This window comes from Flagellimonas alvinocaridis, assembly GCF_004916895.1.
GTDB lineage: Bacteria > Bacteroidota > Bacteroidia > Flavobacteriales > Flavobacteriaceae > Flagellimonas > Flagellimonas alvinocaridis.
This window is the reverse complement of sequence record NZ_SNTZ01000001.1, coordinates 724,545-747,854: the sequence shown is the minus strand read 5'-3', so window position 1 is coordinate 747,854 and position 23,310 is coordinate 724,545. Positions and strand designations below refer to the sequence as shown.

General features: G+C 44.2%; 27 protein-coding genes. 12 read left to right on the top strand and 15 right to left on the bottom strand.

All coding sequences use genetic code 11. The features are described from left to right. Window positions 1-16: 16 nt before the first annotated feature. Window positions 17-814 (bottom strand): universal stress protein, encoded by a 798-nt coding sequence (locus tag EZV76_RS03340; RefSeq protein ID WP_136565154.1) that lies wholly within the window; start codon window positions 812-814, stop codon window positions 17-19. A 53-nt stretch (window positions 815-867) separates the two neighbouring features. Here EZV76_RS03340 and EZV76_RS03335 point away from each other — a divergent pair, with 53 nt between their 5' ends. The 4 genes from EZV76_RS03335 (at window position 868) to EZV76_RS03320 (ending at window position 4,437) form a co-directional block, all read left to right on the top strand. Beyond that, window positions 868-1,368 carry a GNAT family N-acetyltransferase gene (locus EZV76_RS03335; RefSeq protein ID WP_136565153.1) on the top strand — a complete coding sequence of 167 codons (501 nt, stop codon included), beginning with the start codon at window positions 868-870 and terminating at the stop codon, window positions 1,366-1,368. 11 nt (window positions 1,369-1,379) lie between these two features. Further along, the gene (locus tag EZV76_RS03330) at window positions 1,380-2,714 is read left to right on the top strand and encodes an MATE family efflux transporter (protein WP_136565152.1); all 1,335 of its coding nucleotides are present in this window, start codon (window positions 1,380-1,382) and stop codon (window positions 2,712-2,714) included. 88 nt (window positions 2,715-2,802) lie between these two features. Beyond that, window positions 2,803-3,570 (top strand): enoyl-CoA hydratase/isomerase family protein, encoded by a 768-nt coding sequence (locus tag EZV76_RS03325; protein ID WP_136565151.1) that lies wholly within the window; start codon window positions 2,803-2,805, stop codon window positions 3,568-3,570. A 99-nt stretch (window positions 3,571-3,669) separates the two neighbouring features. Next, on the top strand, window positions 3,670-4,437 hold the full coding sequence (locus EZV76_RS03320) for a UDP-2,3-diacylglucosamine diphosphatase (RefSeq protein WP_136565150.1): 768 nt from the start codon (window positions 3,670-3,672) through the stop codon (window positions 4,435-4,437). On the opposite strand, the gene EZV76_RS03315 is transcribed toward EZV76_RS03320, so the two are convergent. From EZV76_RS03315 to EZV76_RS03300, 4 genes are all read right to left on the bottom strand, one after another. Continuing rightward, window positions 4,434-5,690 (bottom strand): MFS transporter, encoded by a 1,257-nt coding sequence (locus EZV76_RS03315; RefSeq protein ID WP_136565149.1) that lies wholly within the window; start codon window positions 5,688-5,690, stop codon window positions 4,434-4,436. The two genes, EZV76_RS03320 and EZV76_RS03315, sit on opposite strands and share 4 nt — an antisense overlap. A gap of 6 nt (window positions 5,691-5,696) precedes the next feature. Then, entirely contained in the window at window positions 5,697-7,385 is a 1,689-nt protein-coding gene (gene recJ, locus EZV76_RS03310) for a single-stranded-DNA-specific exonuclease RecJ (RefSeq protein WP_136565546.1), read from the bottom strand. Window positions 7,386-7,452: 67 nt separating this feature from the next. Then, window positions 7,453-7,743: a GIY-YIG nuclease family protein gene (locus EZV76_RS03305; protein WP_136565148.1), complete on the bottom strand. Its 291-nt coding sequence runs from the start codon at window positions 7,741-7,743 to the stop codon at window positions 7,453-7,455. Between the two features lie 59 nt (window positions 7,744-7,802). Further along, on the bottom strand, window positions 7,803-8,225 hold the full coding sequence (locus tag EZV76_RS03300; RefSeq protein ID WP_116216562.1) for an OsmC family protein: 423 nt from the start codon (window positions 8,223-8,225) through the stop codon (window positions 7,803-7,805). A 57-nt stretch (window positions 8,226-8,282) separates the two neighbouring features. Between EZV76_RS03300 and EZV76_RS03295 the strand changes: the two genes are divergently transcribed. The 3 genes from EZV76_RS03295 to EZV76_RS03285 all read left to right on the top strand — a co-directional run bounded on the left by EZV76_RS03295 (window position 8,283) and on the right by EZV76_RS03285 (window position 10,267). Beyond that, window positions 8,283-8,885, top strand: a complete 603-nt coding sequence (locus EZV76_RS03295) for a carboxymuconolactone decarboxylase family protein (protein WP_136565147.1) — start codon at window positions 8,283-8,285, stop codon at window positions 8,883-8,885. A 143-nt stretch (window positions 8,886-9,028) separates the two neighbouring features. Then, entirely contained in the window at window positions 9,029-9,622 is a 594-nt protein-coding gene (locus tag EZV76_RS03290) for a hypothetical protein (RefSeq protein ID WP_136565146.1), read from the top strand. A 60-nt stretch (window positions 9,623-9,682) separates the two neighbouring features. Continuing rightward, complete coding sequence (locus EZV76_RS03285) at window positions 9,683-10,267, top strand: Crp/Fnr family transcriptional regulator (RefSeq protein WP_136565145.1); 585 nt, start codon at window positions 9,683-9,685, stop codon at window positions 10,265-10,267. Here EZV76_RS03285 and EZV76_RS03280 read toward each other — a convergent pair. From EZV76_RS03280 to EZV76_RS03240, 9 genes are all read right to left on the bottom strand, one after another. After that, complete coding sequence (locus EZV76_RS03280; protein WP_136565545.1) at window positions 10,261-10,839, bottom strand: uracil-DNA glycosylase family protein; 579 nt, start codon at window positions 10,837-10,839, stop codon at window positions 10,261-10,263. The two genes, EZV76_RS03285 and EZV76_RS03280, sit on opposite strands and share 7 nt — an antisense overlap. A 92-nt stretch (window positions 10,840-10,931) precedes the next feature. Beyond that, window positions 10,932-11,405, bottom strand: a complete 474-nt coding sequence (locus EZV76_RS03275) for a YHS domain-containing (seleno)protein (protein WP_136565144.1) — start codon at window positions 11,403-11,405, stop codon at window positions 10,932-10,934. Window positions 11,406-11,431: 26 nt separating this feature from the next. After that, window positions 11,432-11,782, bottom strand: a complete 351-nt coding sequence (locus EZV76_RS03270) for an SPW repeat domain-containing protein (protein ID WP_136565143.1) — start codon at window positions 11,780-11,782, stop codon at window positions 11,432-11,434. Window positions 11,783-11,791: 9 nt separating this feature from the next. Then, a complete protein-coding gene (locus tag EZV76_RS03265) occupies window positions 11,792-12,142 on the bottom strand; it encodes a SnoaL-like domain-containing protein (RefSeq protein ID WP_136565142.1) in 351 nt (116 codons plus the stop codon). A gap of 75 nt (window positions 12,143-12,217) precedes the next feature. Continuing rightward, complete coding sequence (locus EZV76_RS03260; RefSeq protein WP_136565141.1) at window positions 12,218-13,285, bottom strand: helix-turn-helix domain-containing protein; 1,068 nt, start codon at window positions 13,283-13,285, stop codon at window positions 12,218-12,220. Window positions 13,286-13,337: 52 nt separating this feature from the next. Continuing rightward, window positions 13,338-14,468: a DUF819 family protein gene (locus EZV76_RS03255; RefSeq protein WP_136565140.1), complete on the bottom strand. Its 1,131-nt coding sequence runs from the start codon at window positions 14,466-14,468 to the stop codon at window positions 13,338-13,340. Continuing rightward, window positions 14,465-15,511 carry a succinylglutamate desuccinylase/aspartoacylase family protein gene (locus EZV76_RS03250; protein WP_136565139.1) on the bottom strand — a complete coding sequence of 349 codons (1,047 nt, stop codon included), beginning with the start codon at window positions 15,509-15,511 and terminating at the stop codon, window positions 14,465-14,467. The genes EZV76_RS03255 and EZV76_RS03250 overlap by 4 nt, the downstream gene beginning before the upstream one ends. A 32-nt stretch (window positions 15,512-15,543) precedes the next feature. After that, window positions 15,544-16,215, bottom strand: coding sequence for a 16S rRNA (cytidine(1402)-2'-O)-methyltransferase (gene rsmI, locus EZV76_RS03245; protein WP_136565138.1), 672 nt, complete (start codon window positions 16,213-16,215; stop codon window positions 15,544-15,546). A gap of 47 nt (window positions 16,216-16,262) precedes the next feature. Continuing rightward, a complete protein-coding gene (locus tag EZV76_RS03240) occupies window positions 16,263-16,952 on the bottom strand; it encodes a DUF8457 domain-containing protein (protein WP_136565137.1) in 690 nt (229 codons plus the stop codon). A 159-nt stretch (window positions 16,953-17,111) separates the two neighbouring features. Between EZV76_RS03240 and EZV76_RS03235 the strand changes: the two genes are divergently transcribed. From EZV76_RS03235 to EZV76_RS03220, 4 genes are all read left to right on the top strand, one after another. Next, the gene (locus tag EZV76_RS03235; RefSeq protein WP_136565136.1) at window positions 17,112-17,756 is read left to right on the top strand and encodes a thymidine kinase; all 645 of its coding nucleotides are present in this window, start codon (window positions 17,112-17,114) and stop codon (window positions 17,754-17,756) included. Then, window positions 17,749-18,858: an alanine racemase gene (alr, locus tag EZV76_RS03230; RefSeq protein WP_136565544.1), complete on the top strand. Its 1,110-nt coding sequence runs from the start codon at window positions 17,749-17,751 to the stop codon at window positions 18,856-18,858. The genes EZV76_RS03235 and alr overlap by 8 nt, the downstream gene beginning before the upstream one ends. A gap of 75 nt (window positions 18,859-18,933) precedes the next feature. Next, the gene (gene mscL / locus EZV76_RS03225; RefSeq protein ID WP_136565135.1) at window positions 18,934-19,341 is read left to right on the top strand and encodes a large-conductance mechanosensitive channel protein MscL; all 408 of its coding nucleotides are present in this window, start codon (window positions 18,934-18,936) and stop codon (window positions 19,339-19,341) included. Between the two features lie 340 nt (window positions 19,342-19,681). Next, window positions 19,682-20,680, top strand: a complete 999-nt coding sequence (locus EZV76_RS03220) for an aspartate-semialdehyde dehydrogenase (RefSeq protein ID WP_136565134.1) — start codon at window positions 19,682-19,684, stop codon at window positions 20,678-20,680. Here the strand turns inward: EZV76_RS03220 and EZV76_RS03215 are convergent. Then, window positions 20,661-21,071: a hypothetical protein gene (locus EZV76_RS03215; RefSeq protein WP_136565133.1), complete on the bottom strand. Its 411-nt coding sequence runs from the start codon at window positions 21,069-21,071 to the stop codon at window positions 20,661-20,663. The two genes, EZV76_RS03220 and EZV76_RS03215, sit on opposite strands and share 20 nt — an antisense overlap. A gap of 83 nt (window positions 21,072-21,154) precedes the next feature. Here EZV76_RS03215 and EZV76_RS03210 point away from each other — a divergent pair, with 83 nt between their 5' ends. Beyond that, window positions 21,155-23,308, top strand: a complete 2,154-nt coding sequence (locus EZV76_RS03210) for a prolyl oligopeptidase family serine peptidase (protein WP_136565132.1) — start codon at window positions 21,155-21,157, stop codon at window positions 23,306-23,308. Window positions 23,309-23,310: the final 2 nt, after the last annotated feature.

Here is a 23,310-nt window from a genome sequence, read left to right as displayed (position 1 = left end):
AAAATAGTGCGCCTGCTTAGTCTTTTTTAACGCTGAGTACCAATACGGGGATGGGTACAAAGAACTCGGACTTTCTAATGGTGTTCTTTTCCCACAGTTTTTTAAAGAAACCGCGTTTTCTTCGGAACACGCAAAGCATGTCCGGGTGTTCGTTCCTAAAATGTTCCATCACCCCCAGATAGGTGGTGGCGTTTTCGGTAATGGTCAACTGCTTGCTCAGGTCCATAAGGGCGGTGTTCACCTTAAGGTCGTCCTCGGAATACCCGGGGCGTTTTACCAACAATAGGCTCACCTCTGCCCTGAATTTGTTCTTTATGGTCACCAACGGGCTCAAAATGCTGCTCCGCTTCAAGATTCCCGATCCAAAGGCCGTTAAAACCTTCTTGATGGGCTTAAACTCGGTTCCCTTGGGAACGATTAAAGTGGGAATGTTGGTCTGTTTAATGATTCTTCCCGATGTGTTCCCCAGATAAAGCTCCTCCATAATGTCGTTGCTCCGTGGTGCTATAATGATCAGGTCTATGCCCAATTCCTTGTTTATGCTGTTCAGACCATCAACAATATCACCATTATAAGTGGCTATTTTAATCTCCACACCTTTGGTGTCCACTTTTTCGATGATGAGCTTTAAATGCTCCTTACCACTTTTTGAAACCTTCTCTTCTACATTGGCCAAGCTCCCTATTCCAGTGGCCACATGGAACACATCCATGACAAAGATCTTGGCACCAAAGTTCGATGCAAAGTCTACGGCATACTGCAAAGTTTGTGAAGAATCCGGTGATGTTCCAATGGGTACAAGAATGTTGTTCATTATTTGGCTGTTATGATTTAACCCTAAATTTACAATTAAATTGAAATGAATCCATGATACGGCACGCAAAGATATCTGAAATTGACCATATCCTTACCATTACCAAGGCCTGTGCCCTAAAAATGCAGTCCAACGGTATTTTTCAATGGAACGAGCACTATCCCAACAAGGACGCATTTGTCAATGACCTTGACCGAAACGAACTCTACGTAAAGGAGCACGAAGGCTCCGTTGTGGGGGCCATTGTGGTTTCTACCTTCATGGATGAGGAGTATGTGCCCATTGAATGGCTCACCCCCAATGGCAACAGTACTTATATCCACAGACTTTGCGTAGACCCGGCCTGTCAGGGTAAAGGCTTTGCCCAAGAGCTCATGGATTTTGCGGAGGAATATTCCAAATCAAAGGGATTTGTATCGGTGCGGTTGGATACGTTTTCACAAAACAAACGGAACCAGCGTTTTTATGAGCAACGGGGGTACCAAAAGTTGGGCGATATCTTCTTTCCCAAACAAAGTGGGCATCCTTTTCATTGTTATGAATTAGTGCTGTAACTTGCAGCGTCTTGAGCACGCATATCAATTTTAAAAGCATTAACCAACTGGCGGTTCCCGCCACCATTTCGGGCATTGCGGAACCCATTCTTTCCATAACGGACACGGCCATTGTGGGCAATATTCCCGTGGATGGTATAGAATCCTTGGCTGCGGCCGGGATTGTGGGGTCGTTTTTGTCCATGCTCATCTGGGTGTTGGGCCAAACCCGAAGCTCCATTTCCGCGATTATCTCCCAATATCTGGGTGCCGGCAAGTTGGACGAGGTGAAACATCTGCCCGCACAGGCCATCTTTTTCAACATTTTGTTGAGCATCGTGGTGCTGTTATCGACCGTCTTTATCATTGAGGATATTTTTAGGCTTTTCAATGCCACGGGGAAAATATTGCAGTATTGCATTTCTTACTATTCCATTAGGGTCTGGGGCTTTCCGCTCACCCTGTTCACCTTTGCCATTTTTGGCATTTTTAGGGGGTTGCAGAACACTTTTTACCCCATGGTGATCGCCTTGATCGGTGCCGTGCTCAACATTGGTCTCGATTTTTTGTTGGTCTATGGGGTGGAGGGTTACATTCCCGCCCTTTATCTGGATGGGGCCGCTTGGGCCAGTTTGATATCACAGGCCATTATGGCCCTGATTGCGTTTGTCCTTTTGCTGAAAAAGACCGACATCAGCCTACGGCTGGTGCTCCCATTGAACAAGGAACTCACCCGATTGGTGTTCATGAGCCTGAACCTTTTTGTGCGGGCCTTGGCACTGAATGCCGCATTGATCATTGCGGTTAGGGAGGCAACCGCTCTTGGCGACAAATACATTGGAGCACATACCATTGCGATAAACCTGTGGCTCTTCGCTGCCTTTTTTATTGATGGATATGGCGCCGCCGGAAACAGCATGGGCGGAAAATTGTTGGGAGCCAAGAACTACAATGGTTTGTGGCAACTCGCCAAGAAAATTATTTTCTATGGATTGACGGTAAGTGTAGTCCTTATGCTGATAGGCTTTGTGTTCTACAGGCCTATTGGGCACCTTTTTTCCAACGAGACCGTGGTCTTAGAAACCTTTTATGGTATTTTTTACATCGTTATTCTAGGGTTGCCCATGAATACCTTGGCCTTTGTTTTTGATGGACTTTTTAAAGGTCTGGGTGAAATGAAATATTTGCGGAACGTGCTGCTCTCGGCCACCTTTTTGGGCTTTATTCCGGCGCTATATCTTGGAAAATACCTCGGGTGGGGATTCCATGCCATTTGGATTGCCTTTGTGGTTTGGATGATGATCAGAGGATTTGCTTTGGTCTGGAAATTCAGGCAAAAGTTCAGGCCCTTGGTGCAAAACGTTTAATTTAGTGATTGAAAAGTTCAAGAACCAAGAACCAAGAACCAAGAACCAAGAACCAAGAACTCATAACTCATAACTCATAACTAAGATAATGCCCACAGACAGACCCAACGGAAGCCTATATACCAAGATTGACAACGGTGTTGCAACGGTCGAATTTGGCCATCCTGCCAGCAACTCCTTTGTTTCTGAACTTTTAGAGCGATTGACCAATGAGTTTGACAAGCTTTCCGGGAATGATTCGGTTTCGTTGATTGTCCTTAAATCGGAAGGGGACCGCGCTTTCTGTGCCGGTGCTTCTTTTGACGAACTGGTGGCCATTTCCAATTTGGAAGAAGGGAAGGCTTTTTTCAGTGGCTTTGCCAACGTGATCAATGCCATGCGCAAATGTCCCAAACCCATCATCGGAAGGGTGCAAGGAAAAACAGTTGGCGGGGGAGTAGGATTGGCCGCAGCCTGCGACTATGTGTATGCCACGGTCGATGCCGCCATTAAATTATCGGAGATTTCCATCGGTATCGGGCCCTTTGTGATTGCCCCGGCCGTGGAACGAAAAATGGGAAAGGCAGCCCTGGCCGAACTCAGTTTTAACCCCACCGAATGGAAAAACGCCTATTGGGCCAAGGAAAAAGGACTCTTTGCCAAGGTGTTCGACTCCATTTCGGAAATGGATAAAGAGTTGGACTTCCATGTCCAGAAATTGGCGACCTATAATCCCAGCGCCTTGGCCGAAATGAAACGCATCCTTTGGGAAGGAACCGGACATTGGGACGACTTATTGGCTAAACGTGCCGAAATTTCAGGAAAATTGGCCCTTTCCCCAGATACCAAAACAGCTTTGGAAAAATTTAAAAAATAAAATGATATGAATGATTTGGTTTTCCCCCTACTTGCCCTTTTTGTGATTGTGGTATATGTAGTCAACAGAATAAGAAGCAACCGACGTTTTAAAAAATAAATGAAGGATATTACCCTTGCCAAAGGCAAAAAAATCTATTTCGCCAGCGACAATCATCTTGGGGCACCCACCCGAAAGGACAGCCTGCCCCGGGAAAAAAAGTTTGTGGCTTGGTTGGATTCCATAAAGGACGATGCGGCGGCTATTTTTTTAATGGGTGACCTTTTTGACTTTTGGTTTGAGTATAAAACCGTTGTTCCCAAAGGGTTTACCCGAACGCTTGGGAAACTCGCCGAACTCTCCGACATGGGCATCCAAATCACCTATTTTGTAGGCAACCATGATCTTTGGATGAATGGCTATTTTGAGGAAGAACTCAATATTCCTGTCTATCACAAACCACAACAATACCTCATTAATAACACTTCATTCTTTATTGGCCATGGGGATGGTCTTGGCCCTCATGACAAAGGGTTCAAACGGATGAAAAAAGTGTTTACCAATCCGATTGCCAAATGGTTCTTCAAATGGTTGCACCCTGATTTGGGCGTTCGTTTGGGGCAGCACCTTTCCGTGAACAACAAGGTGATTTCCGGTGATGCCGATGCCACTTTTTTGGGTGAGGACAAGGAATGGCTCATTCTGTATGCCAAACGGAAATTGGAACAGCAACACTATGATCATTTCATTTTTGGACATAGGCACCTTCCCATGGAAATCAAGCTTAATGAAAAATCGACTTACACCAATCTAGGGGATTGGATTTCGTATTTTACTTATGCTGTTTTTGATGGGGAAAAACTCACCTTGGAAAAGTTGGAAGGCTAGTCCTTTTCATGCTCATCAATGTCTTTTTGAAGGTCCAGTCTTCTAAAAGTAGGGGAAACTATGGCCGTGGTTCCTGCCGTCAATAAGGTCATGCAACCTCCAAACACTACCGCGGTCACGGTACCCAACAATTTGGCGGCCAAGCCACTTTCAAAAGCTCCCAGCTCATTGGACGATCCCACAAAAATGGAATTCACCGAAGCCACCCTGCCCCGCATATTGTCCGGAGTCTTCAATTGTAGGATGGTCTGGCGTATGATCATGGAAACTCCGTCCACAGCACCGCTCAAGAACAGCGCCACCACGGACAACCAGAAGAGTTCCGACACACCAAACACAATGATACAGACCCCAAAAGCAAAAACGGCCCACAAAAGTTTTTTTCCTGCCTGTCTATGTAACGGAAAACGTGTGGACCCCAACATGGTCAAGGATGCACCCACCGCTGGAGCGGCTCGCAAGATTCCAAAGCCTTCGGAACCTACGTGCAAGATATCCTGGGCATAGATGGGCAATAGGGCAACAGCCCCACCAAACAATACTGCAATCATATCCAAGGTCAAGGCCCCAAAAATGGCCTTATTCCCAAAGACAAATTTGAGTCCGTCCTTTAAGCTCTGCATCACAGGCTCTCCAATTTTTGGGTTGAGGATGGGTTTCTTTGGGATTTGAAACAGGAAAAAGAGCGCCATGAGCGAAAACCCAAAGATGACACACATGGACCAATGCACCCCAATCCAACTGATAGAAAATCCGGCCAAGGCTGGACCTAAAACAGAGGCCAACTGCCAAGTGGAACTACTCCAGGTAGCAGCATTAGGATAGATTTTCTTTGGAACAATCAAAGCTATCAACGAAAAAATAGTGGGGCCCAAAAACGACCGTACCAATCCACCCATAAACACCAAAGCATAAATGGAATAAAGAATCTGCTTGGACGACCAAGAATCCTCAAGACCGGGCCAACTCAATAGAAACAGGCCCAGACTGATTACGGAAAAACCGATGATGCAGGTCACTAAAAGGTTTCGCTTTTCCCGCTGATCCACCACATGACCCGCAAACAAGGCCATGCCCACGGCGGGTATCACTTCCATCAACCCAATAATCCCCAAAGAAAGGGGGTCTTTGGTCAAGGAATACACTTGCCATTCAATAACGATAAACTGCATGGACCAAGCAAAGACCATGGCAAATCTGACCAGCAAAAATATGTTGAACTCCTTATAACGAAGCGCAGCGTAGGGATCCATAAATGTCTAGCGAATGTCTCTTAGTTTCAATTGAATGCTCACCGTTCCGTTCCATTCATTTTCATCCAGCGAAAATACGGCATCAAAAGGTTTTTTATCCTTGATTTGATTCAATTTATTTCCAAGGTTGAAGCCTATGGCTCCAATGGGAGGTGAGTCGTTTTGGGTCAAAGAAGCTTTCAAATGTTTTTCATCTTCGCCCACCCCTCTTGCATAACCACTATCCTGCAAACCTTCGGCCATAAAAATGGGTGTCATGTTCCCTGGGCCAAAAGGGGCAAATTGTTTTAAGATTCGCATCAGTTTTGGCGTGATTTGATGTATTGAAATTTTGGCATCTATAGAAATTTCAGGCTGCATTAGCTTAGGGTCGATGGTTTCTGAAACTACTTTCTCAAACTGCTTTTTGAAGGTGTCGTATTGCTCTTCCGAAAGGGTAAGTCCAGCTGCGTACATATGTCCTCCAAATTGCTCCAAACAATCGGAACAACCTTCTAAGGCGTTGTAAATGTCAAACCCTTTCACGGATCGGGCGGAAGCCGCCAATTTCTCCCCACTCTTGGTAAAGACCAATGTGGGGCGGTAATAGGTTTCGGTAAGTCTGGATGCCACAATACCTATCACACCCTTGTGCCAGTTCTCATTATAGACCACAGAAGTGAACTTGTCCTCCTCCTTGTTTTCCTGAATTTGCATCAGCGCTTCTTGGGTAATCTCCTGATCTAAGCTACGCCGCTCAGTATTGAACAACTCTATTTCGGAAGCAAATTGTTTCGCTTGTACAAGATTGGTTTCAGTCAATAACTCCACCGCATGCTGCCCATGTTTCATCCGACCTGCGGCGTTGATCCTCGGTGCTATGATGAACACCACATCGGTAATGGTCAAGGCTTTTTTCTTTACTTGATCAATGATGGCCATGAACCCCATTCTTGGGTTGGAGTTAATCACTTGTAAACCAAAATACGCCAACACCCTGTTTTCCCCCGTAATCTGAACTATGTCTGCTGCTATGGCAGTGGCCACCAAGTCCAAATAAGGCAACAGGTCTTTGGTAGTTTTCCCTTGCCGGGAACTCAAAGCCTGAATGAGTTTAAAGCCCACGCCGCATCCGCAAAGTTCTTTGTAAGGATAGTTGCAATTGTCCTGTTTTGGATCCAGAATGGCTATGGCATCGGGAAGTGAATTTCCGGGTCTGTGGTGATCACAGATGATAAAATCGATGCCCTTTTCCTTGGCGTACTGCACCTGTTCAATGGCTTTCACGCCACAATCCAAGGCTATTATCAATGAAATGTCATTGTCTTCGGCAAAATCGATTCCCTGCAAGGACACACCATATCCTTCCAAATACCGATCAGGGATATAGGTAGCCACATTGGGGTAGCTTTCCAACAGGAACGAGCTCATCAAAGCCACGGCGGTTGTTCCGTCCACATCGTAGTCCCCATACACCAAAATATTCTCCTGGTTGGCCATGGCCAACTCAATACGGGCCACTGCCCTGTCCATATCCTTCATCAAAAAAGGGTCGTGCAAATGGGACAATTTCGGACGAAAAAAGTGTTTGGCCTCTTCGTAATTGGTAATTCCCCTTTGAATCAGCAAATGGGAAACCAGAGGGTCAACGTTCAGCTCTTGGGAAAGCTGTTGTATGTTTTCTTCAGTGGGTTTAGGTTTTAGGGTCCAACGCATCATCTTGGTTTTTAGGTGTCGTCAGTTCGAGTGTTTCGAGCTTGGCTCGAAATGTATCGAGAACCGATTATTGAAACTTCTTTTTGGCAAGATTGGGCAACGCATCATACTGACCGTTTATGAGGGCTTCCTTTTTGGCTTTTGACCACTTTTTTATCTGTTTTTCCTTTTGAATGGCCAATTCAATTTGTGTAAACTTAGCATAAAAAACCAATTCTACGGGTCTTCTTGAAAAAGTATAACTTGTTGAACGCTTCCCGACAATGTGTTCTTCTATTCTTTTCTCAAGATCGGAGGTTACGCCTGTATAATATGTTCCATCGGAACATTTTAGAATATAGACATACGATAATTTCATGTGATTGACACTTCTCGATACAATTCCGGCTTTGCCAGAACCACTCGAAGTGACGCTGCTTACTTCTTATGAAAAATCGTCTTAATCTCCAATTGCGCAAACCGTCTGAACATTTCCATGACCCCGCAGTATTTCTCCACGGAAAGGTCCACCGCTCTTTGGAGTTTGTCCTCTTTTAGGTTGGACCCATAAAAATGGTATTCAATGACTACGGAATCGTAATATTTAGGGTGTTCATCGGTAAGGTTGGCAATGGTCTCAATGGTAAAATCGTCCACCTCAAGTTTCATTTTTTTGATCAATGAAGCCACATCCAATCCAGAACAACCGGCCAAACCCGACAACATAAGTGCCTTGGGACGCAAGCCTGAGCCTTCCCCACCATCATCCGGTCCTGCATCTATTCTTAAATTGTGTCCTGAAGGGTTGTTGCTCTCAAAGGCCATTCCGCCCAACCATTTGGTAGTGATGTGATTTGTCATGGAGTCAAAAAATTTTGTTTCTTGTAGATGTCAAAAATACAATTTAAAATCGCATCCATGGCCCTAGTGAACCCTCTAGACCCCAATCACGACCAAGAAACCAAACAGCTTGCCGAGTTCTTTAATGAAACTCTGGGATTTTGTCCCAATTCGGTATTGACCATGCAGCACCGTCCTGCCATTTCCAAGGCGTTTATCAACCTCAACAAAGCGGTGATGGCGAATGAGGGAGGGGTAACCTCGGCACTGAAACGTATGATTGCCTGGGTGAGCAGCAATGCCACCGGGTGTAGATATTGCCAAGCCCACGCCATACGTGCTGCGGAACGCTATGGGGCCGAACAGGAACAGTTGGACAATATTTGGGAATATCGAACCCATCCTGCTTTTTCCGAAGCAGAACGGGCTGCTTTGGATTTTTCCTTGGCCGCTTCGCAGGTACCCAACGCTGTTAATGCCGAAATCAAGGGACGCTTGTACCAACATTGGAACGAAGGGGAAATTGTGGAAATGCTGGGAGTGATTTCCTTATTTGGGTATCTCAACCGATGGAACGATTCCATGGGCACCTCCATTGAGGATGGAGCCGTGGAAAGTGCCGACCAATATTTGGGCAAACATGGTTGGGAAAAGGGGAAGCATGATGGATCAAGATATTAGATGTTAGACCGCTTCGCTGTTAGATTATATTTATTTAACCCGTTTTTATGGCTCATTCGCGATGACCATAGATTTCTTGACCTGCATCAATATTTATGTTTCCATGATGTTTAACCTTTGTAGAAATCAAAAAACGAACTATTATGGCCCAATTGCTCCTTACCCCTGAAAACCACATCCAGCGATTAAACGCCATTCTTAATAAGGTTGACCAACTTCAAAATCTGGGGTTGCCTTCGTTGACAACTCCTCCGAATAGCAAATCATGGAACATTTTAGAAGTCTTGGTGCATCTCAATATAGCATATGGCCATTATCAACAAAAATTCAATCAACACATTCCCAAATTACCAGACAATAAATCTGAAAATGAGGGTTTTAGAATTAGAAGATGGCAAAAATTGGTGGTTGATAGCCAAAGGCCAAAAGAAGGTGTTCGCAAATGGAAAATGAAGACCTTAAAAAAGTTTGAACCTCTTTTGGACCACAACCAATTAAATCACGAAAAAGCGGAAGAAATCTTCAAAACTTTTTTTGAGTTGCACAACCATCTCAAAGAAGCCGTCTTGCTCTGCAGGAAAAAAGAGGTGTCCCAGCTAAAAATTCCTTCGGCCATTGGCCCTATAGTCCTTTTTTATCTTCCGGAAGCCTTTGAGTTTCTTATTTGCCATTTAGAACGGCATATGGTACAGATAGATGAGATCCTTCAGCAACAAGATTCCTTGGTTTCTCCCTAACAACCTTCGCTCTAGCTGCAACATAATCCTTATTTTTAAGGCAATTAAGTCATTCCTGTTATGGACGATGAAGCATCCCGTATCCTAAAAGGATTCTTTCCAAATATCGATTTTACCAAAGAAGAGGAGCGGTATTTTAAGTCGCTATGGTCCATTAAAACATTTGATCAATATGATTTGATCACCGAAGCGGGCAAGATTGAACGCTGTTTTTACATCGTGCTTGATGGTGTTCAGGCCATTTACCTTTTAAATGAGAGAGGAGAAAAAGTAGTGTTGGGGTTTTCTTATTCGGGGAGTCCGTCCGGTGCGTTTGATTCCTTTATCCAGCAAACTCCCTCAAAAACATTTTTGGAAGCCTTGAAACCTTCAAAGTTATTGGCCATATCAAGGAGCGACTATGATTCCATATTCAAAAAACACCCTCGTTTTTATACTTGGGGGCATCATTTTTTTCAGGACATCTTATTTGGTCGCCTCTCCCGTGAGGTGGAACTATTGACCCTTACTGCCGAACAGCGGTATGTTGCCTTTATGCAGCGCTGCCCAGATGAGTTAAAAGTAATCCCCCAGAAATATTTGGCCTCCTACCTCAACATGAAACCTGAAACTTTCAGCCGATTACGTGCCTCGGTTTCCTATTGATTTTTTAGGATACTGGAAACTGCTTTTTGAAGTTGAGGGATTACTTCCTCTTCAAACCAAGGATTTTTGCTCAACCAAAAACGGTTCCTCGGTGATGGATGGGGCAACACAAAAAAATCTGGCCAATAGGCTCGATGGTTCCTTACCGTTTCTGTCAGTGTATTTTTTCTGGCATTCCCCAAATAATGGGCTTGCGCATATTGACCAATGAGTATCGTTAGTTTTAGCTCTTGCATTTGATCCAACAATGGTTGATGCCATAGGGGGGCGCATTCGGTTCTTGGTGGCAAGTCGCCCGATTTTCCTTTGCCGGGATAACAGAAACCCATTGGGATGAGTGCGAGCAAACGCTCATCATAAAACTGCTCATCTGTAACGTTCAACCATTTTCTGAGCTGCTTTCCACTAGGATCGTCCCAAGGCACTCCGGTTTGGTGCACTTTGGTGCCCGGCGCCTGTCCAATGATAGCGATTTTAGACTTTAAATGGGCAGAGACTATTGGTCTAGGACCAAAGGGGAGGTGCTCTTTGCAAACGGAACAATTCTTGATTTCGGAAAGTAATTGATTCATTTCTACATCCATAAAGGAAATTTACATAAAAGAGAAAACACCCCAACATAAGAATGCTGAGGTATTTTCAACACACAACCACCTGAAAAAAACTAGTTATAGGTGTTCTTTAGATTGCTCCAATTCTCATTGGCCTTGCTTACCAATTTGGAATGGTTGTTTTCGGCCAACCACAATTGCTGTGCATCAAGCTCCAAATTGTACAGGTACAAAAAGTACTTTCCGTCCTTTACAATAAACTTGTTGGGGTCTGGCCTAAATTTGGCTCCCGCATAAACTCCAAAAGCACAGTATCCGCCATATTGAGGCAAGTATTTAGATGGGTTTTTGTCGAACTTCTTCTTTTGCTCCGCATCGGTAAAGTAGTAGACCACTTTGTCGTGCTCAGACTTGTGTTCCTTTATCCCTTTTTGGGCAATTCCCAAATCCAAGTAGGAAACAGGACTGTACCCCTGCAATGCAATATTGCTATTGTCTATGTTGTGGGACTTCTTGTCTTGGGCAAAAGCCGTGTTCATGAAAACTGCGGTTAGCAGTAAAATTGAAATGTTCTTAATTGTCTTCATTGTTCTTGTTTTTTTAAAATGAATAATTATTTGCTCGCGCTTAGCGAGACTACTAAAAAGACCACCGTTGCATTGAACCAATAGTAGATGGCATCTATTCCTGTTAGTGCAAACACAAACGGTACGATCATAAAGGTTACGGCCACCAAAAGATCTATGGCCAAATGTCCTTGAAACGGGATAACACGTGCCAAACTATATTTGTAATCGGTTAGCAAGCTGGCCACAAACACTGCCAATCCCGTAACTACCGAAAACCAAACTGCTATATGCGAGGACTGGCCAAGACCTAATAAAAATGGCGCAATGATCAATCCAATACCAGCGGTATAGTCTGCAACCCCATGGAGGGTCGGTGTAATAAATCTAAGGTTCATGATGTTGGATTAAGCGTTAAAGTATTCCTCATGAATTACTTTGCCCTCACTGTTCCAAAGGCGTCTAATAATTTCATGCCAGTACACTCTGCTGTTGTCCTTCATCAAAAAATCGAAGGTAAATTCCGATGCAGATGCATTACCATCCACCAAGGTTCTGTGCAGTTCTATCCCATTTACTTTTGCTATGGCATCTGCAAAACCTCTCATTTTTTCCACCATTTGTGCTTTTCCGGAGGTGGTTACTTGGTTGTAGTCCGAAGTGTTTGCATCCTCAGCAAAAAACTTCTCCACAGCTTCAACAATTGCACCTTGTGCAACAATGCTGTCCATTTCTTTAGCTAACGTTTTAATATCCATTTGCTATGTTTTTACGGTTAAACAATCTTTGTTGTAATTACATGGCAAATTTGCGGCGGTAACGTTGCTTAAAGGCTACAAAAAAGGAGCATTTCCTTGTACTTTTTCCAGTTTAAATTTTGATGGGTTGCTCCCCGTATACTGTTTAAAGAAAGAAGAAAAATGATTAGGTTCCTCAAACCCCAGTGCAATGGATATTTCCTTTACGGAGGCATCTGAGTCGAGTAATTTTTTAGAGGTATTGATGAGTTCATTCCTGATAAGCCGACCCAAAGAATCGTTCATCTTATCCCTAGTCTTTTTGGCTAGGGCCTTTACGGAAAGGTTCATTTTATCGGCATAAAAGGCCAAGGATCGTTCTTGCATGTGATGCTCCCGTAGCAGAAAAACCAAATCTTCCACAAAAGGGTCCTTTCTTTCAAAATCAAAGTTTTCACGGAACTGGGTGGGACTGTAGCCTGTACGTTTTTTAAACACCCTATTGAAATAGGCAGGGTCCTTGAACCCCATATCATAAGAAACTTCTTGAATACTCTTATCGGTGAAGGCCACATCTTTTTTACTTTCCACTAAACGTTTCTCGTTGAACATGGATTTTACCGTAACCCCCAATTTTTCCTTTACCAAGGCATGGGCCTGATATCCGTTTTCTCGAAATAGGGCTTCCAATTCTTTGTTGGACAGGTGATTTGGGTATTCTTTGTCGATTACATCCTTGATATCAAAAATGATTTGATACTCACTCTTACTGGCATTGAAGGGGTTCTGCCAAAACCATTGTTTTAAAGAAACATCCATAATCTGACGGGTATTCCCTTCGAATAAGCTCTGTGAAAGGTATTTTTCGCAATCCACACACTCTTTAAAATTGATGTAGCCCAAGGAGATGAGATGTTTGAACAGCACCCGAACCTCCTTATTATCAAAAACATCCTTATTGGGAAATTCAATGGTTCTTACCTCAAAATCTTCCGAAAGAAATTTTATGTATTGCCCTTTTTCCAAATAAATGGCCTTATCCATCCAATCGGTGTAATTTTTAAAATCGACCTGAATACTTCCCGAACCCGAAAGGATATGGAAAAGGGTGTATTGGTTAATGAAGTAAACCTTATTGATCTCTGGGCTGAATTTTCGGACCATTTTACCCGGTTTGTTTTTCTTAGGTCGAAAACTCTTGGGTTTGCTAACACTTTTAACCCATGAATTGTTGTAGCAGATAAATGGTGATCATGCCCCAAAATGTGCCTGTGGCCATACTTAAAATCGCCAAGATAATGGCATGGGGCATCCATTCTTTTTTATAGGCAGCGGTTACCGCAGGGGCCGTGGCAATACCCCCAACATTTGCCATACTGGCTATGGGCACCCAGGCCATGTTCACATTGAGGAGTTTCGCAATGAGGACCATAAACAGAAAGTGTCCCAAAAGCCAAACCAAAAGGAACCAGAAAAAGTACATATCAAACCCAAATAGATCAAAACGAAGCTTCAACCCCAATATGGACATGACAGTAAGAATCAGGATTCCTCCCAATTTCAGGGAAAACTTAAAATTCCATCCACGTAAAAAATTGCCCATAACCAATCCCAGTATCGAAAGCGTAACCACTTTCCCAACAAAAGACTCCATTATCACATTCAAAAGAAGGACCACCATTATCAAAATGAGAAGTGTGATCCACCCCGACAATCGTTTTGATCCTTCTTCCCTTATTCCTTCGGGAAGTATTTTGTCCTTAATTCCTAAAAATGAATTTAGTCCTTTGCTCTTTTTGATGGTCTGGAACATCAGAATGGTCCAAATGTTGACCAAAATATTGTCCATGACCAAGACTGAGAGAAAAATTCCCTCGGGACACTCCACCAATTCCTTGAGCACTAATTGACTGGTACTTCCTCCGATCCAACTTCCCACAATGGGAGGCACCCCTTTCCAAAAACCCTTGTTGGAAAAGGTTTCGGTAACCAAATCGGTATGCGGAAATACCGTTACAAACGCGACAGGAAACAACGCAATAAAAAAAGAGCCCGACACAAAAAGAAGAATGGGTTTATATCCGATGGCTTTCAACTGTCCCAAGGAAAGACTTGCCATTACAGCCACAATGGTCAATGGAATAAAAAAGGTCTTACTGAGGTCATGTATACTATCTTGGGAAAAATCCAACCCGAATGCATAGGATATCAATGCAGGGATAATGTAAGACAAAAGAATGGCAGGGACCCAATCAAAAATCGACTTTACCGTTTTATGTTCCCAGCGATCCAAAAAATAGACCGCAATTACGGTAAACAGCGTTATTCCCCACGGAACCCAGCTCATGGCAAGTTCTCTAAAATCCCTAAATGGAGAATCCTTCCCCCCGAAATACTTACAGGGTTAGTACTCTTCCCGATGACAATGCCCGGTTCCGGGGAAAAATATTTCTCAATCACTTCGCCAAATGGGTTACGGAGTGTTCCAATATGCTCCCCTTTTTCAACTTTTTGGTTCAACGTCACATGCACCTCTAAATAGCCTCCTTTTTTGGTAAAAATCCAATAGGATTTTGAACAAACATTCTTGGCCGGTGGCATTTTTGTTTCGCCTTTGGTAAAATCCAACCACTTCAAAACATTTACAATTCCTATGACCCCCCGGTCTATCATTTCTTTCTGGAACACCTGCGGATTTCCGTATTCCATGGTAATGCTCTTGATGCCCTTCTTCATGGCAAAAGCCCTTAAAGTAAGTCCGCTGGCCTCGCCAAAACTGGCTTCGCCCTTGTTTGAAACAATAATATCTGGCTCTAAGATTCGAAGCATGCCAGATAATGTATCATCTTGCATATCACCACGTCCATAGAGGGTGTTTTCGCGTCCGAAACTGGCCGTGTGCAGATCAATATGATAATCGAAGAACGGAATGATTTTTTCTCCTATTTGAAAAGCCATTTGTTGTGAACGGTTGCCTTTTTCCTTGCCCGGAAACAACCGGTTCAAATCCTGTTGGTCCACAAATTCGCGTTGTTGATTGGCAATGGCCAAGGGGTTCAAGCCCGGAATGGCAATAATTGTGCCTTTCATTTGGGTTACATCCAAGGAAGAAAAAACCCTATGGATAATTGCAATCCCGTTAAGCTCATTTCCATGGATGGCAGCAGTTAATCCAAGTACTTTGCCGGTATCATTTCCCTTCGCTATCAAAACGGGAACTTGTATGGGCTGACCAAAGCCATCATTTCCTAATGCAAGCCATACTTTATGAATTTTTCCCTCCTCAAAACTTGATAACACCAAACTATCCAATGTAGGAATCGATTCAAACTGACCCCTGCCAAAAATTGGAGCTATAAGAAGGATTCCCAATAAAAACTTGATTTTCATTGCCTTTGGAATTTGAGAAATAAATATAGTCTTTATTTCTTACCGCCAACCACAACTACAAATTCTCCTTTTGGTGGTTTATCCGTAAAATGAGAAAGTACTTCGTTTAGGGTTCCCCGAACAGTTTCCTCATAGAGTTTGGTGAGTTCCCTGGACACAGAAACAGGCCTATCCTCTCCAAAATACTCCACAAACTGCGTTAAGGTCTTTATTAATTTATGGGGAGATTCATAAAAAACCATTGTGCGAGATTCTTCGGCCAATTGCTGCATTCGGGTCTGGCGCCCCTTTTTGATGGGCAAAAATCCTTCAAACACAAAACGGTCGTTGGGAAGACCGCTGTTTACCAAGGCTGGCACAAAAGCTGTTGCCCCGGGCAGACATTCCACTTCAATATGGTTTTCCACGCAAGCACGGGTTAGCAAAAACCCAGGATCCGAAATAGCTGGGGTCCCCGCATCCGAAATAAGGGCAATGGTAGTTTCGCCCTTCAATTTGTTCACCAAGGCATCGAGCTGTTTGTGTTCATTGTGCATATGATGACTCTGAAGCTGCGTGTGGATTTCAAAATGCTTGAGCAGTTTTCCGCTGGTACGGGTATCCTCAGCCAATATTATATCTACCTCTTTAAGCACCTTGATAGCCCTAAGGGTGATGTCTTCAAGATTCCCTATTGGGGTCGGAACCAAATACAATTTTCCCATATCCAAAGTTACGGTCTTGTTTGGAAAAGTAAACGAAAAGATCTGTACTAGGCAAACCTACGTTCGATAAGGGCCATCAAACGGGTTTCATATTCTTCCTTGCCTTGCCAATTGTTGTATTCGGGTTTTACCATGTTGTTGATAAAAGCAATGGAACGTTCTTCACTGTCAATGGTGTTCAATTGGGAGAGCACCCTTGTGTAGTCTTCCATGCTATTGTTGAACAGGTGTTTTACAAAGGCCAATCTGTCATTGAGCCCCACCTGCATATCCTTGCCCAATGTATCGTTTAAAGATTTGGATTTGGTCTCTTGATCAGCTTTTATCTTTTTATCAGTTGGAGTTACATTCTCCTGGTCATTTTTTATGAACTCCGGGGTGGCAACAAATTCAGCAAAAACTTGTTCCAGAGCTGTTTCCGTAGGCATTTCGGATACCATGTCCTTTATGGTTTCCATCCCGGGGGTCATAATATCCTCTTCATGTGGATTGCTCTCGGGCACTGCAATATTTCCGCTGAGCACCGCATTGGCTACTTTTTCAAATCGTGAAGCAACCACATTTTTGGACACATCAACTTCAACATCGCTCAATTTTTCGTCAATAAACTTGAGCACCGCCAATCTTTCATAGATACTCCTTGCCTTTTCATACAAAACCACCAAATCCTGATCTTCCCTCGTAGTGATGATCTCGGTGGATAATTTTATCAGTTCTTCCCTTAGTTTCCGTATCATAGCCATATTCTTTACTATAAAAATATAATCATTTTATCTTTTCCGTTACGAACAAAAGGTTAAATTTTAACCTGGGGCCTGCGGCACATTTTTTTAGTAGCTTTGTGCTTCGTCCCAATACAACGGAAAAAGGACACAATTTCGTTCAAAAATACGCTAATGTTTCTTGAAAACACGGTAAACCCAAAAGAACAGTTCGGATGGATAGAGGTCATCTGCGGTTCCATGTTTTCTGGAAAGACCGAAGAACTCATCCGCCGATTGAAACGGGCCCAATTTGCCAAGCAAAAAGTAGAAATCTTTAAGCCTATTGTGGACACCCGTTATCACGAAGATATGGTGGTGTCACATGATGCCAACGAAATCCGTTCCACTCCTGTTCCTGCTGCGGCCAATATCCGCATTCTTGCAGATGGTTGTGATGTTGTAGGAATTGATGAAGCCCAATTCTTTGATGATGAAATTGTTACGGTCTGTAACGATTTGGCCAACCGGGGGGTTCGCGTCGTTGTTGCTGGATTGGACATGGACTTTAAGGGCAATCCCTTTGGCCCCATGCCCGCATTGATGGCCACTGCAGAATATGTGACCAAAGTACATGCGGTTTGTACACGTACAGGAAATTTGGCCAATTATAGTTTTCGGAAATCCAGCAATGATAAATTGGTGCTTTTGGGCGAGACCGAAGAATATGAGCCGCTTAGCCGTGCTGCTTTTTATAAAGCCATGCTTAGGGAAAAAATCAATCAAATGGATGTGGAGGCTGAAGAGATTGATGCAAAAAAGAAAAATGGCAATGAATAAGATCGGGGAAACCACTCTGGAAATAAACCTGTCTGCCTTAGCGCACAACTACAGGTTTCTCCGCTCAAAAATAGCTCCTTCCACCAAATTTCTGGCGGTGGTAAAAGCCTTTGCCTATGGTAGCGACATGGTTGCCATTGCGCAAAAAATGCAGAGCCTTGGCGCTGATTACTTTGCCGTAGCCTATGCCCGTGAAGGCATCTTGCTGAGGGAAGCCGGAATCACCAAACCCATTTTGGTGCTGCATCCTCTTCCCATAAATTTTGAGGAAATTATTGACCACCATCTGGAGCCCAATATATACTCTCCAAAAATCCTCAAAGCGTTTATAGAGACTGCCAAAAAAAAAGGACAAGTTAAATACCCCATACACCTCAAGTTCAATACGGGACTCAACCGCTTGGGTTTTTGGGAAAATGATGTTGATTTTATTTTTGAACAAGTGGTAGATGTGCCAGAGGTAAAAATAATCTCCCTGTTTTCACATTTGGCCGCTTCGGAAGACCCAAACGAAAGAGGTTTTAGTGAGAACCAAGTCAACACCTTCAAAAAAATTGCTGAAGCACTCAGCCAAAAATTGGGATATAGGCCCATAAGACATATGCTCAATACTTCGGGCATCCTAAATTATCCCGACGCCCAATTTGAAATGGTCCGCAGCGGTATCGGTCTGTATGGCTATGGAAACCATAAGGAGGTTGATGCCCAATTAAGACCGGTGGCCACCTTAAAGACCATCATTTCACAAATACATCAGATAGAACCCAACGAAACGGTGGGCTACAACCGGGCATTTAAATCCGATGGTTACCGAAAAACCGCCACACTCCCCTTGGGCCATGCAGATGGTATCGGTCGTCCCTATGGCAATGGAAAGGCCCACGTTCTGATTCATGGAAAAAAGGCACCGATTATCGGCAATGTGTGTATGGATATGATTATGGTAGATGTTACGGATATAGATTGTAGGGAAGGCGATGAAGTTCTGGTTTTTGGACCACAAAAATCGGCAGAGGAATTTGCCTCTGGGGCCAAGACCATCTCCTACGAAATCTTAACGGCCCTATCGCAACGGGTAAAACGGTTAATCGTGGAAGATTGATTTTTCCGAATATTTGCCGAATCTACCTGTTTTTTGATTATTTTGTTTCTTGATTAACCAATACTTAACTATAACATGGGATTTTTAAAAGAGTTTAAGGACTTCGCCATGAAAGGAAACCTAGTGGATATTGCCGTAGGTTTCGTAATGGGCGCAGCGTTCAACAAAGTAGTATCCTCCTTTACCGGGGGCATTGTTTCACCATTGATCGGGCTATTGTTCAATTCAGATTTCAACGATTTGAAATACGTGATTACAGAAGGAACTGTCAACGACGCAGGGGAAACCGTAGGGGAAATTGCGGTCCTATACGGTGCATTCCTCACCAACGTCATCGACTTCTTGATTGTTGCCTTCGTAATGTTCATGATCGTGAAGGGTGTGAACAAGATGAAAAAGAAAAAAGAGCCTGCACCAGAAGCTCCAAAAGGCCCGACCCAAGAAGAGTTGTTGGCCGAAATCCGGGATTTGTTGAAGAAATAATTGAATATCCGTTATCAATTGTAAGGCAATGTCACCTCGAGCGCAGTCGAGAAGTTAACGGGTACATTGTCTTAAGATAAGGTCTCGACTGCGCTCGACCTGACAATTTTTTTATTTGTATGATTGATTACGGACAATTAGAAAACAAACATCGTTGGTGCTGAATTTTTCAGCATCCCCGCTACATCACAATTAACCCTTTAAAAACCATCAATTTGCCCCGCAAGCAGGTTGATGGTTGTTTTATTTATAACTTTTTGTTATTTTTTGATTATTCTTCTTTGGGATACTTGTTTAGATCGCTAACTGGCGTACCTTTGCGGTTCAAATTTAAGTAAGCATGAAAGTAGCAGTTGTAGGTGCCACAGGAATGGTTGGCGAAGTGATGTTGCAAGTTTTGGCGGAACGCGATTTCCCCATTTCAGAATTGTTGTTGGTGGCCTCGGAGCGCTCCGTAGGCAAAACGTTGACGTATAAGGGGGAGGAGCATACCGTTATCGGGCTTGCCGATGCCGTTGCCGCCCAACCCGATATTGCCATCTTCTCCGCAGGTGGGGACACTTCTTTGGAGTGGGCTCCCAAATTTGCCGAAGTTGGTACCACCGTCATTGATAACTCTTCCGCTTGGCGAATGGACCCCACCAAAAAATTGGTGGTGCCTGAAATCAATGCCGATACTTTAACCGCAGAAGATAAAATCATAGCCAATCCTAACTGTTCCACCATTCAATTAGTGATGGTGTTGGACCCGCTACATAAAAAATATGGGATGAAACGTGTGGTGGTCTCTACCTACCAATCCGTTTCCGGGACCGGGTTAAAAGCCGTTCAGCAGATGGAGAACGAAGCTGCCGGCATAGAGGGTGACATGGCATATCCCTACCCCATCAACCGAAATGCATTGCCCCATTGCGATGTGTTCTTGGAAAACGGCTACACCAAGGAAGAAATGAAATTGGCCCGTGAGCCCCAAAAAATATTGGACGACCGTACTTTTTCGGTTACGGCCACCGCAGTGCGTATCCCAACCGCTGGTGGGCATTCAGAATCGGTGAACATTGAGTTCCTAAACGATTTTGAGCTTGCCGAAGTGCGACAACTATTGAGCGAGACTCCCGGTGTTGTGGTACAGGACAACACGGACACCAACACCTACCCCATGCCCATGTTTGCCCATGGCAAGGACGATGTCTTCGTGGGGCGTATCCGTAGGGACGAGACCCAACCCAACACCTTGAACATGTGGATTGTGGCGGACAACCTTCGTAAAGGAGCGGCCACCAATGCTGTTCAGATTGCCGAATATGTTGTAGAGCACTTTAGTCCGAAAGTAGTTTAAAAAGCAATGTGTCACCATAATGATATATTGTTATGGTGTCACTGTTTGCTTTTCTGATGATTCGATATTTTGGAACTATTTGATCTAGAAAATATTTTTGTGGGAAATTATCTTTGTAATTCGCAAAGGCTTTCATTTTCTTAATTGGGCTGATTAAAGGAGTTGCTCCAGAAATTGCAATACTGTCTTGAAGAGTCAACACCCCTTTATCTCTTTTCACTTTTGTTACCAATAAGTCAACTTCTTGGTCATATTTTAGCATCATGTCTTTCCGCCCCAGCACTTCCATTAAGACCAAAATCATAAAACCGATTATAAGTATCATAGCGAACAACAAAGTTTTCTTTATTTGTTTATTTGTAAAATTTCCATACCTCTCTTCGAACTTCATTGTGATTAAAAAGTGTTAAGTGTCTTTTATGAGCTGAAAATAGTTAATATTCATTGTATTTTTATCAGCATCAATCTGAAAAAATGCGAAACCAAAATCTCCTAGCTGTTGTGGTTTTATGCGCTGCCTGCCAGACCACTCCCAAAAAAGAACCCATCGCTGTGAACTACCCCACCACTCAAAAAGTCGATACCGTAGATACGTATTTCGGAACCGAGGTCAAAGACCCTTACCGCTGGTTGGAGGACGACCGAAGCCCAGAAACCGAGGCTTGGGTAAAACAACAAAATGCCTCCACTTTTGGATATTTGGACAAGATTCCGTTCCGCAAAGACCTTAAAAAACGTCTGGAAAAACTCTGGAACTACGAAAAAGTGGGCTCCCCCTTCAAAGAAGGGGTATATACCTATTTCTATAAAAACAACGGACTGCAAAACCAATATGTGGTCTACAGAAAAAAGGGTGATGGCCCAGAGGAAGTGTTCCTGGACCCCAATACCTTTTCGGAAGATGGAACTACCTCCTTGATGGGGCTGAGCTTCACCAAGGATGGCTCCAAAGCTGCCTATCTTATTTCCGAAGGGGGCAGCGATTGGCGCAAGGGCATTGTCATTGATGCCGAATCGCGCGAGGTCGTGGAAGACACCTTGGTCGATATCAAGTTCAGTGGCCTTTCATGGAAGGGGAACGAAGGTTTCTTCTATTCCAGCTACGACAAGCCAGATGGTAGCGAGCTTTCGGCAAAGACCGATCAGCACAAACTATACTACCATGCATTGGGCACGCCCCAATCCGAGGACAAGATTATCTTTGGTGGCACTGCTGAGGAAAAACATCGCTATGTGGGCGGGTATGTTTCCGAAGACGAAAAATACCTGTTTATCTCCGCAGCCGTTTCCACATCGGGGAACAAATTGTTCCTTTTGGACCTCACGGACCCCAATGCAAAATTGGTCACCATTCTGGACGATACCGATTCCGATACCTCTGTCATCGACAACGAAGGTTCCAAACTATTTTTGGTCACCAACCGGAACGCCCCCAATAAAAAAGTGGTGGTGGCCGATGCCTCCAACCCCACTCCGGAACATTGGACGGATTTGATCCCAGAAACGGAAAACGTACTCACGGTAGGCACCGGAGGCGGTTACTTTTTTGCCGAATATATGGTGGATGCCATTTCCAAAGTATTCCAGTACGATTATCAAGGCAAACTAATCAGGGAGGTGAACCTTCCTGGTGTGGGAAGCGCCAGTGGCTTTGGGGGTAAAAAGGAGGAAAAAGAGTTCTATTTTTCCTTCACCAACTACAACACGCCCGGCTCATCTTATAAATTCAACGTGGAAACCGGGGAATACGAGCAGTATTGGAAACCACAAATCGATTTCAACCCGGAAGACTACGAATCCGAGCAAGTGTTCTATACCTCCAAGGACGGCACCAAGGTTCCCATGATCATCACCTATAAAAAAGGATTGGAGCGCAACGGTAAAAACCCCACCATCCTGTATGGGTATGGAGGGTTCAACATTAGCCTGACACCCGCTTTCAGCATTGTAAATGCTGTTTGGATGGAACAAGGTGGCATATATGCCGTGCCCAACCTCAGAGGGGGTGGCGAATATGGCAAGGAATGGCACATTGCGGGCACCAAGCTCCAAAAGCAGAATGTGTTTGACGATTTTATCGCCGCAGCCGAATACCTCATCGACAACCAATATACCTCCAAGGAATATTTGGCCGTTCGTGGGGGGTCCAATGGCGGACTTTTGGTAGGGGCCACCATGACCCAGAGACCCGATTTGATGCAAGTGGCGCTTCCGGCCGTTGGGGTCTTGGACATGCTCCGCTACCACACCTTTACCGCCGGCGCGGGCTGGGCCTACGATTATGGCACTTCGGAGGACAATGAAGAAATGTTCAATTACCTAAAAGGGTATTCGCCCGTGCACAACGTAAAGGAAGGCACCGAATATCCGGCCACCTTGATCACCACGGGAGATCATGACGACCGTGTGGTGCCTGCCCATAGTTTCAAGTTTGCGGCAGAATTGCAGGAAAAACAGATCGGGACCAACCCGACCCTGATACGCATTGAGACCAATGCAGGGCACGGGGCCGGCACCCCGGTAAGCAAGACCATAGAACAATATGCGGACATCTTTGGGTTCACCTTTTACAACATGGGATACGACCAGCTTCCCAACCAAGCGGTGCTCAAGGAGTTTAAGGACTAAGG

Bases quoted from the DNA above. Each gene is read 5' to 3' on its own strand.
- EZV76_RS03240 (WP_136565137.1), bottom strand. From the start codon at position 16,952: ATGATACGGAAACTAAGGGAAGAACTGATAAAATTATCCACCGAGATC.
- EZV76_RS03215 (WP_136565133.1), bottom strand. From the start codon at position 21,071: ATGAAGTTCGAAGAGAGGTATGGAAATTTTACAAATAAACAAATAAAG.
- EZV76_RS03325 (WP_136565151.1), top strand. From the start codon at position 2,803: ATGCCCACAGACAGACCCAACGGAAGCCTATATACCAAGATTGACAAC.
- EZV76_RS03305 (WP_136565148.1), bottom strand. From the start codon at position 7,743: ATGAAATTATCGTATGTCTATATTCTAAAATGTTCCGATGGAACATAT.
- EZV76_RS03320 (WP_136565150.1), top strand. From the start codon at position 3,670: ATGAAGGATATTACCCTTGCCAAAGGCAAAAAAATCTATTTCGCCAGC.
- EZV76_RS03285 (WP_136565145.1), top strand. From the start codon at position 9,683: ATGGACGATGAAGCATCCCGTATCCTAAAAGGATTCTTTCCAAATATC.
- EZV76_RS03295 (WP_136565147.1), top strand. From the start codon at position 8,283: ATGGCCCTAGTGAACCCTCTAGACCCCAATCACGACCAAGAAACCAAA.
- EZV76_RS03235 (WP_136565136.1), top strand. From the start codon at position 17,112: ATGTTTCTTGAAAACACGGTAAACCCAAAAGAACAGTTCGGATGGATA.
- EZV76_RS03300 (WP_116216562.1), bottom strand. From the start codon at position 8,225: ATGACAAATCACATCACTACCAAATGGTTGGGCGGAATGGCCTTTGAG.
- EZV76_RS03315 (WP_136565149.1), bottom strand. From the start codon at position 5,690: ATGGATCCCTACGCTGCGCTTCGTTATAAGGAGTTCAACATATTTTTG.
- EZV76_RS03260 (WP_136565141.1), bottom strand. From the start codon at position 13,285: ATGGTCCGAAAATTCAGCCCAGAGATCAATAAGGTTTACTTCATTAAC.
- EZV76_RS03270 (WP_136565143.1), bottom strand. From the start codon at position 11,782: ATGAACCTTAGATTTATTACACCGACCCTCCATGGGGTTGCAGACTAT.
- EZV76_RS03250 (WP_136565139.1), bottom strand. From the start codon at position 15,511: ATGAAAATCAAGTTTTTATTGGGAATCCTTCTTATAGCTCCAATTTTT.
- recJ (WP_136565546.1), bottom strand. From the start codon at position 7,385: ATGCGTTGGACCCTAAAACCTAAACCCACTGAAGAAAACATACAACAG.
- EZV76_RS03340 (WP_136565154.1), bottom strand. From the start codon at position 814: ATGAACAACATTCTTGTACCCATTGGAACATCACCGGATTCTTCACAA.
- EZV76_RS03220 (WP_136565134.1), top strand. From the start codon at position 19,682: ATGAAAGTAGCAGTTGTAGGTGCCACAGGAATGGTTGGCGAAGTGATG.
- EZV76_RS03210 (WP_136565132.1), top strand. From the start codon at position 21,155: ATGCGAAACCAAAATCTCCTAGCTGTTGTGGTTTTATGCGCTGCCTGC.
- EZV76_RS03265 (WP_136565142.1), bottom strand. From the start codon at position 12,142: ATGGATATTAAAACGTTAGCTAAAGAAATGGACAGCATTGTTGCACAA.
- alr (WP_136565544.1), top strand. From the start codon at position 17,749: ATGAATAAGATCGGGGAAACCACTCTGGAAATAAACCTGTCTGCCTTA.
- EZV76_RS03275 (WP_136565144.1), bottom strand. From the start codon at position 11,405: ATGAAGACAATTAAGAACATTTCAATTTTACTGCTAACCGCAGTTTTC.
- rsmI (WP_136565138.1), bottom strand. From the start codon at position 16,215: ATGGGAAAATTGTATTTGGTTCCGACCCCAATAGGGAATCTTGAAGAC.
- EZV76_RS03255 (WP_136565140.1), bottom strand. From the start codon at position 14,468: ATGAGCTGGGTTCCGTGGGGAATAACGCTGTTTACCGTAATTGCGGTC.
- EZV76_RS03290 (WP_136565146.1), top strand. From the start codon at position 9,029: ATGGCCCAATTGCTCCTTACCCCTGAAAACCACATCCAGCGATTAAAC.
- EZV76_RS03280 (WP_136565545.1), bottom strand. From the start codon at position 10,839: ATGAATCAATTACTTTCCGAAATCAAGAATTGTTCCGTTTGCAAAGAG.
- EZV76_RS03335 (WP_136565153.1), top strand. From the start codon at position 868: ATGATACGGCACGCAAAGATATCTGAAATTGACCATATCCTTACCATT.
- mscL (WP_136565135.1), top strand. From the start codon at position 18,934: ATGGGATTTTTAAAAGAGTTTAAGGACTTCGCCATGAAAGGAAACCTA.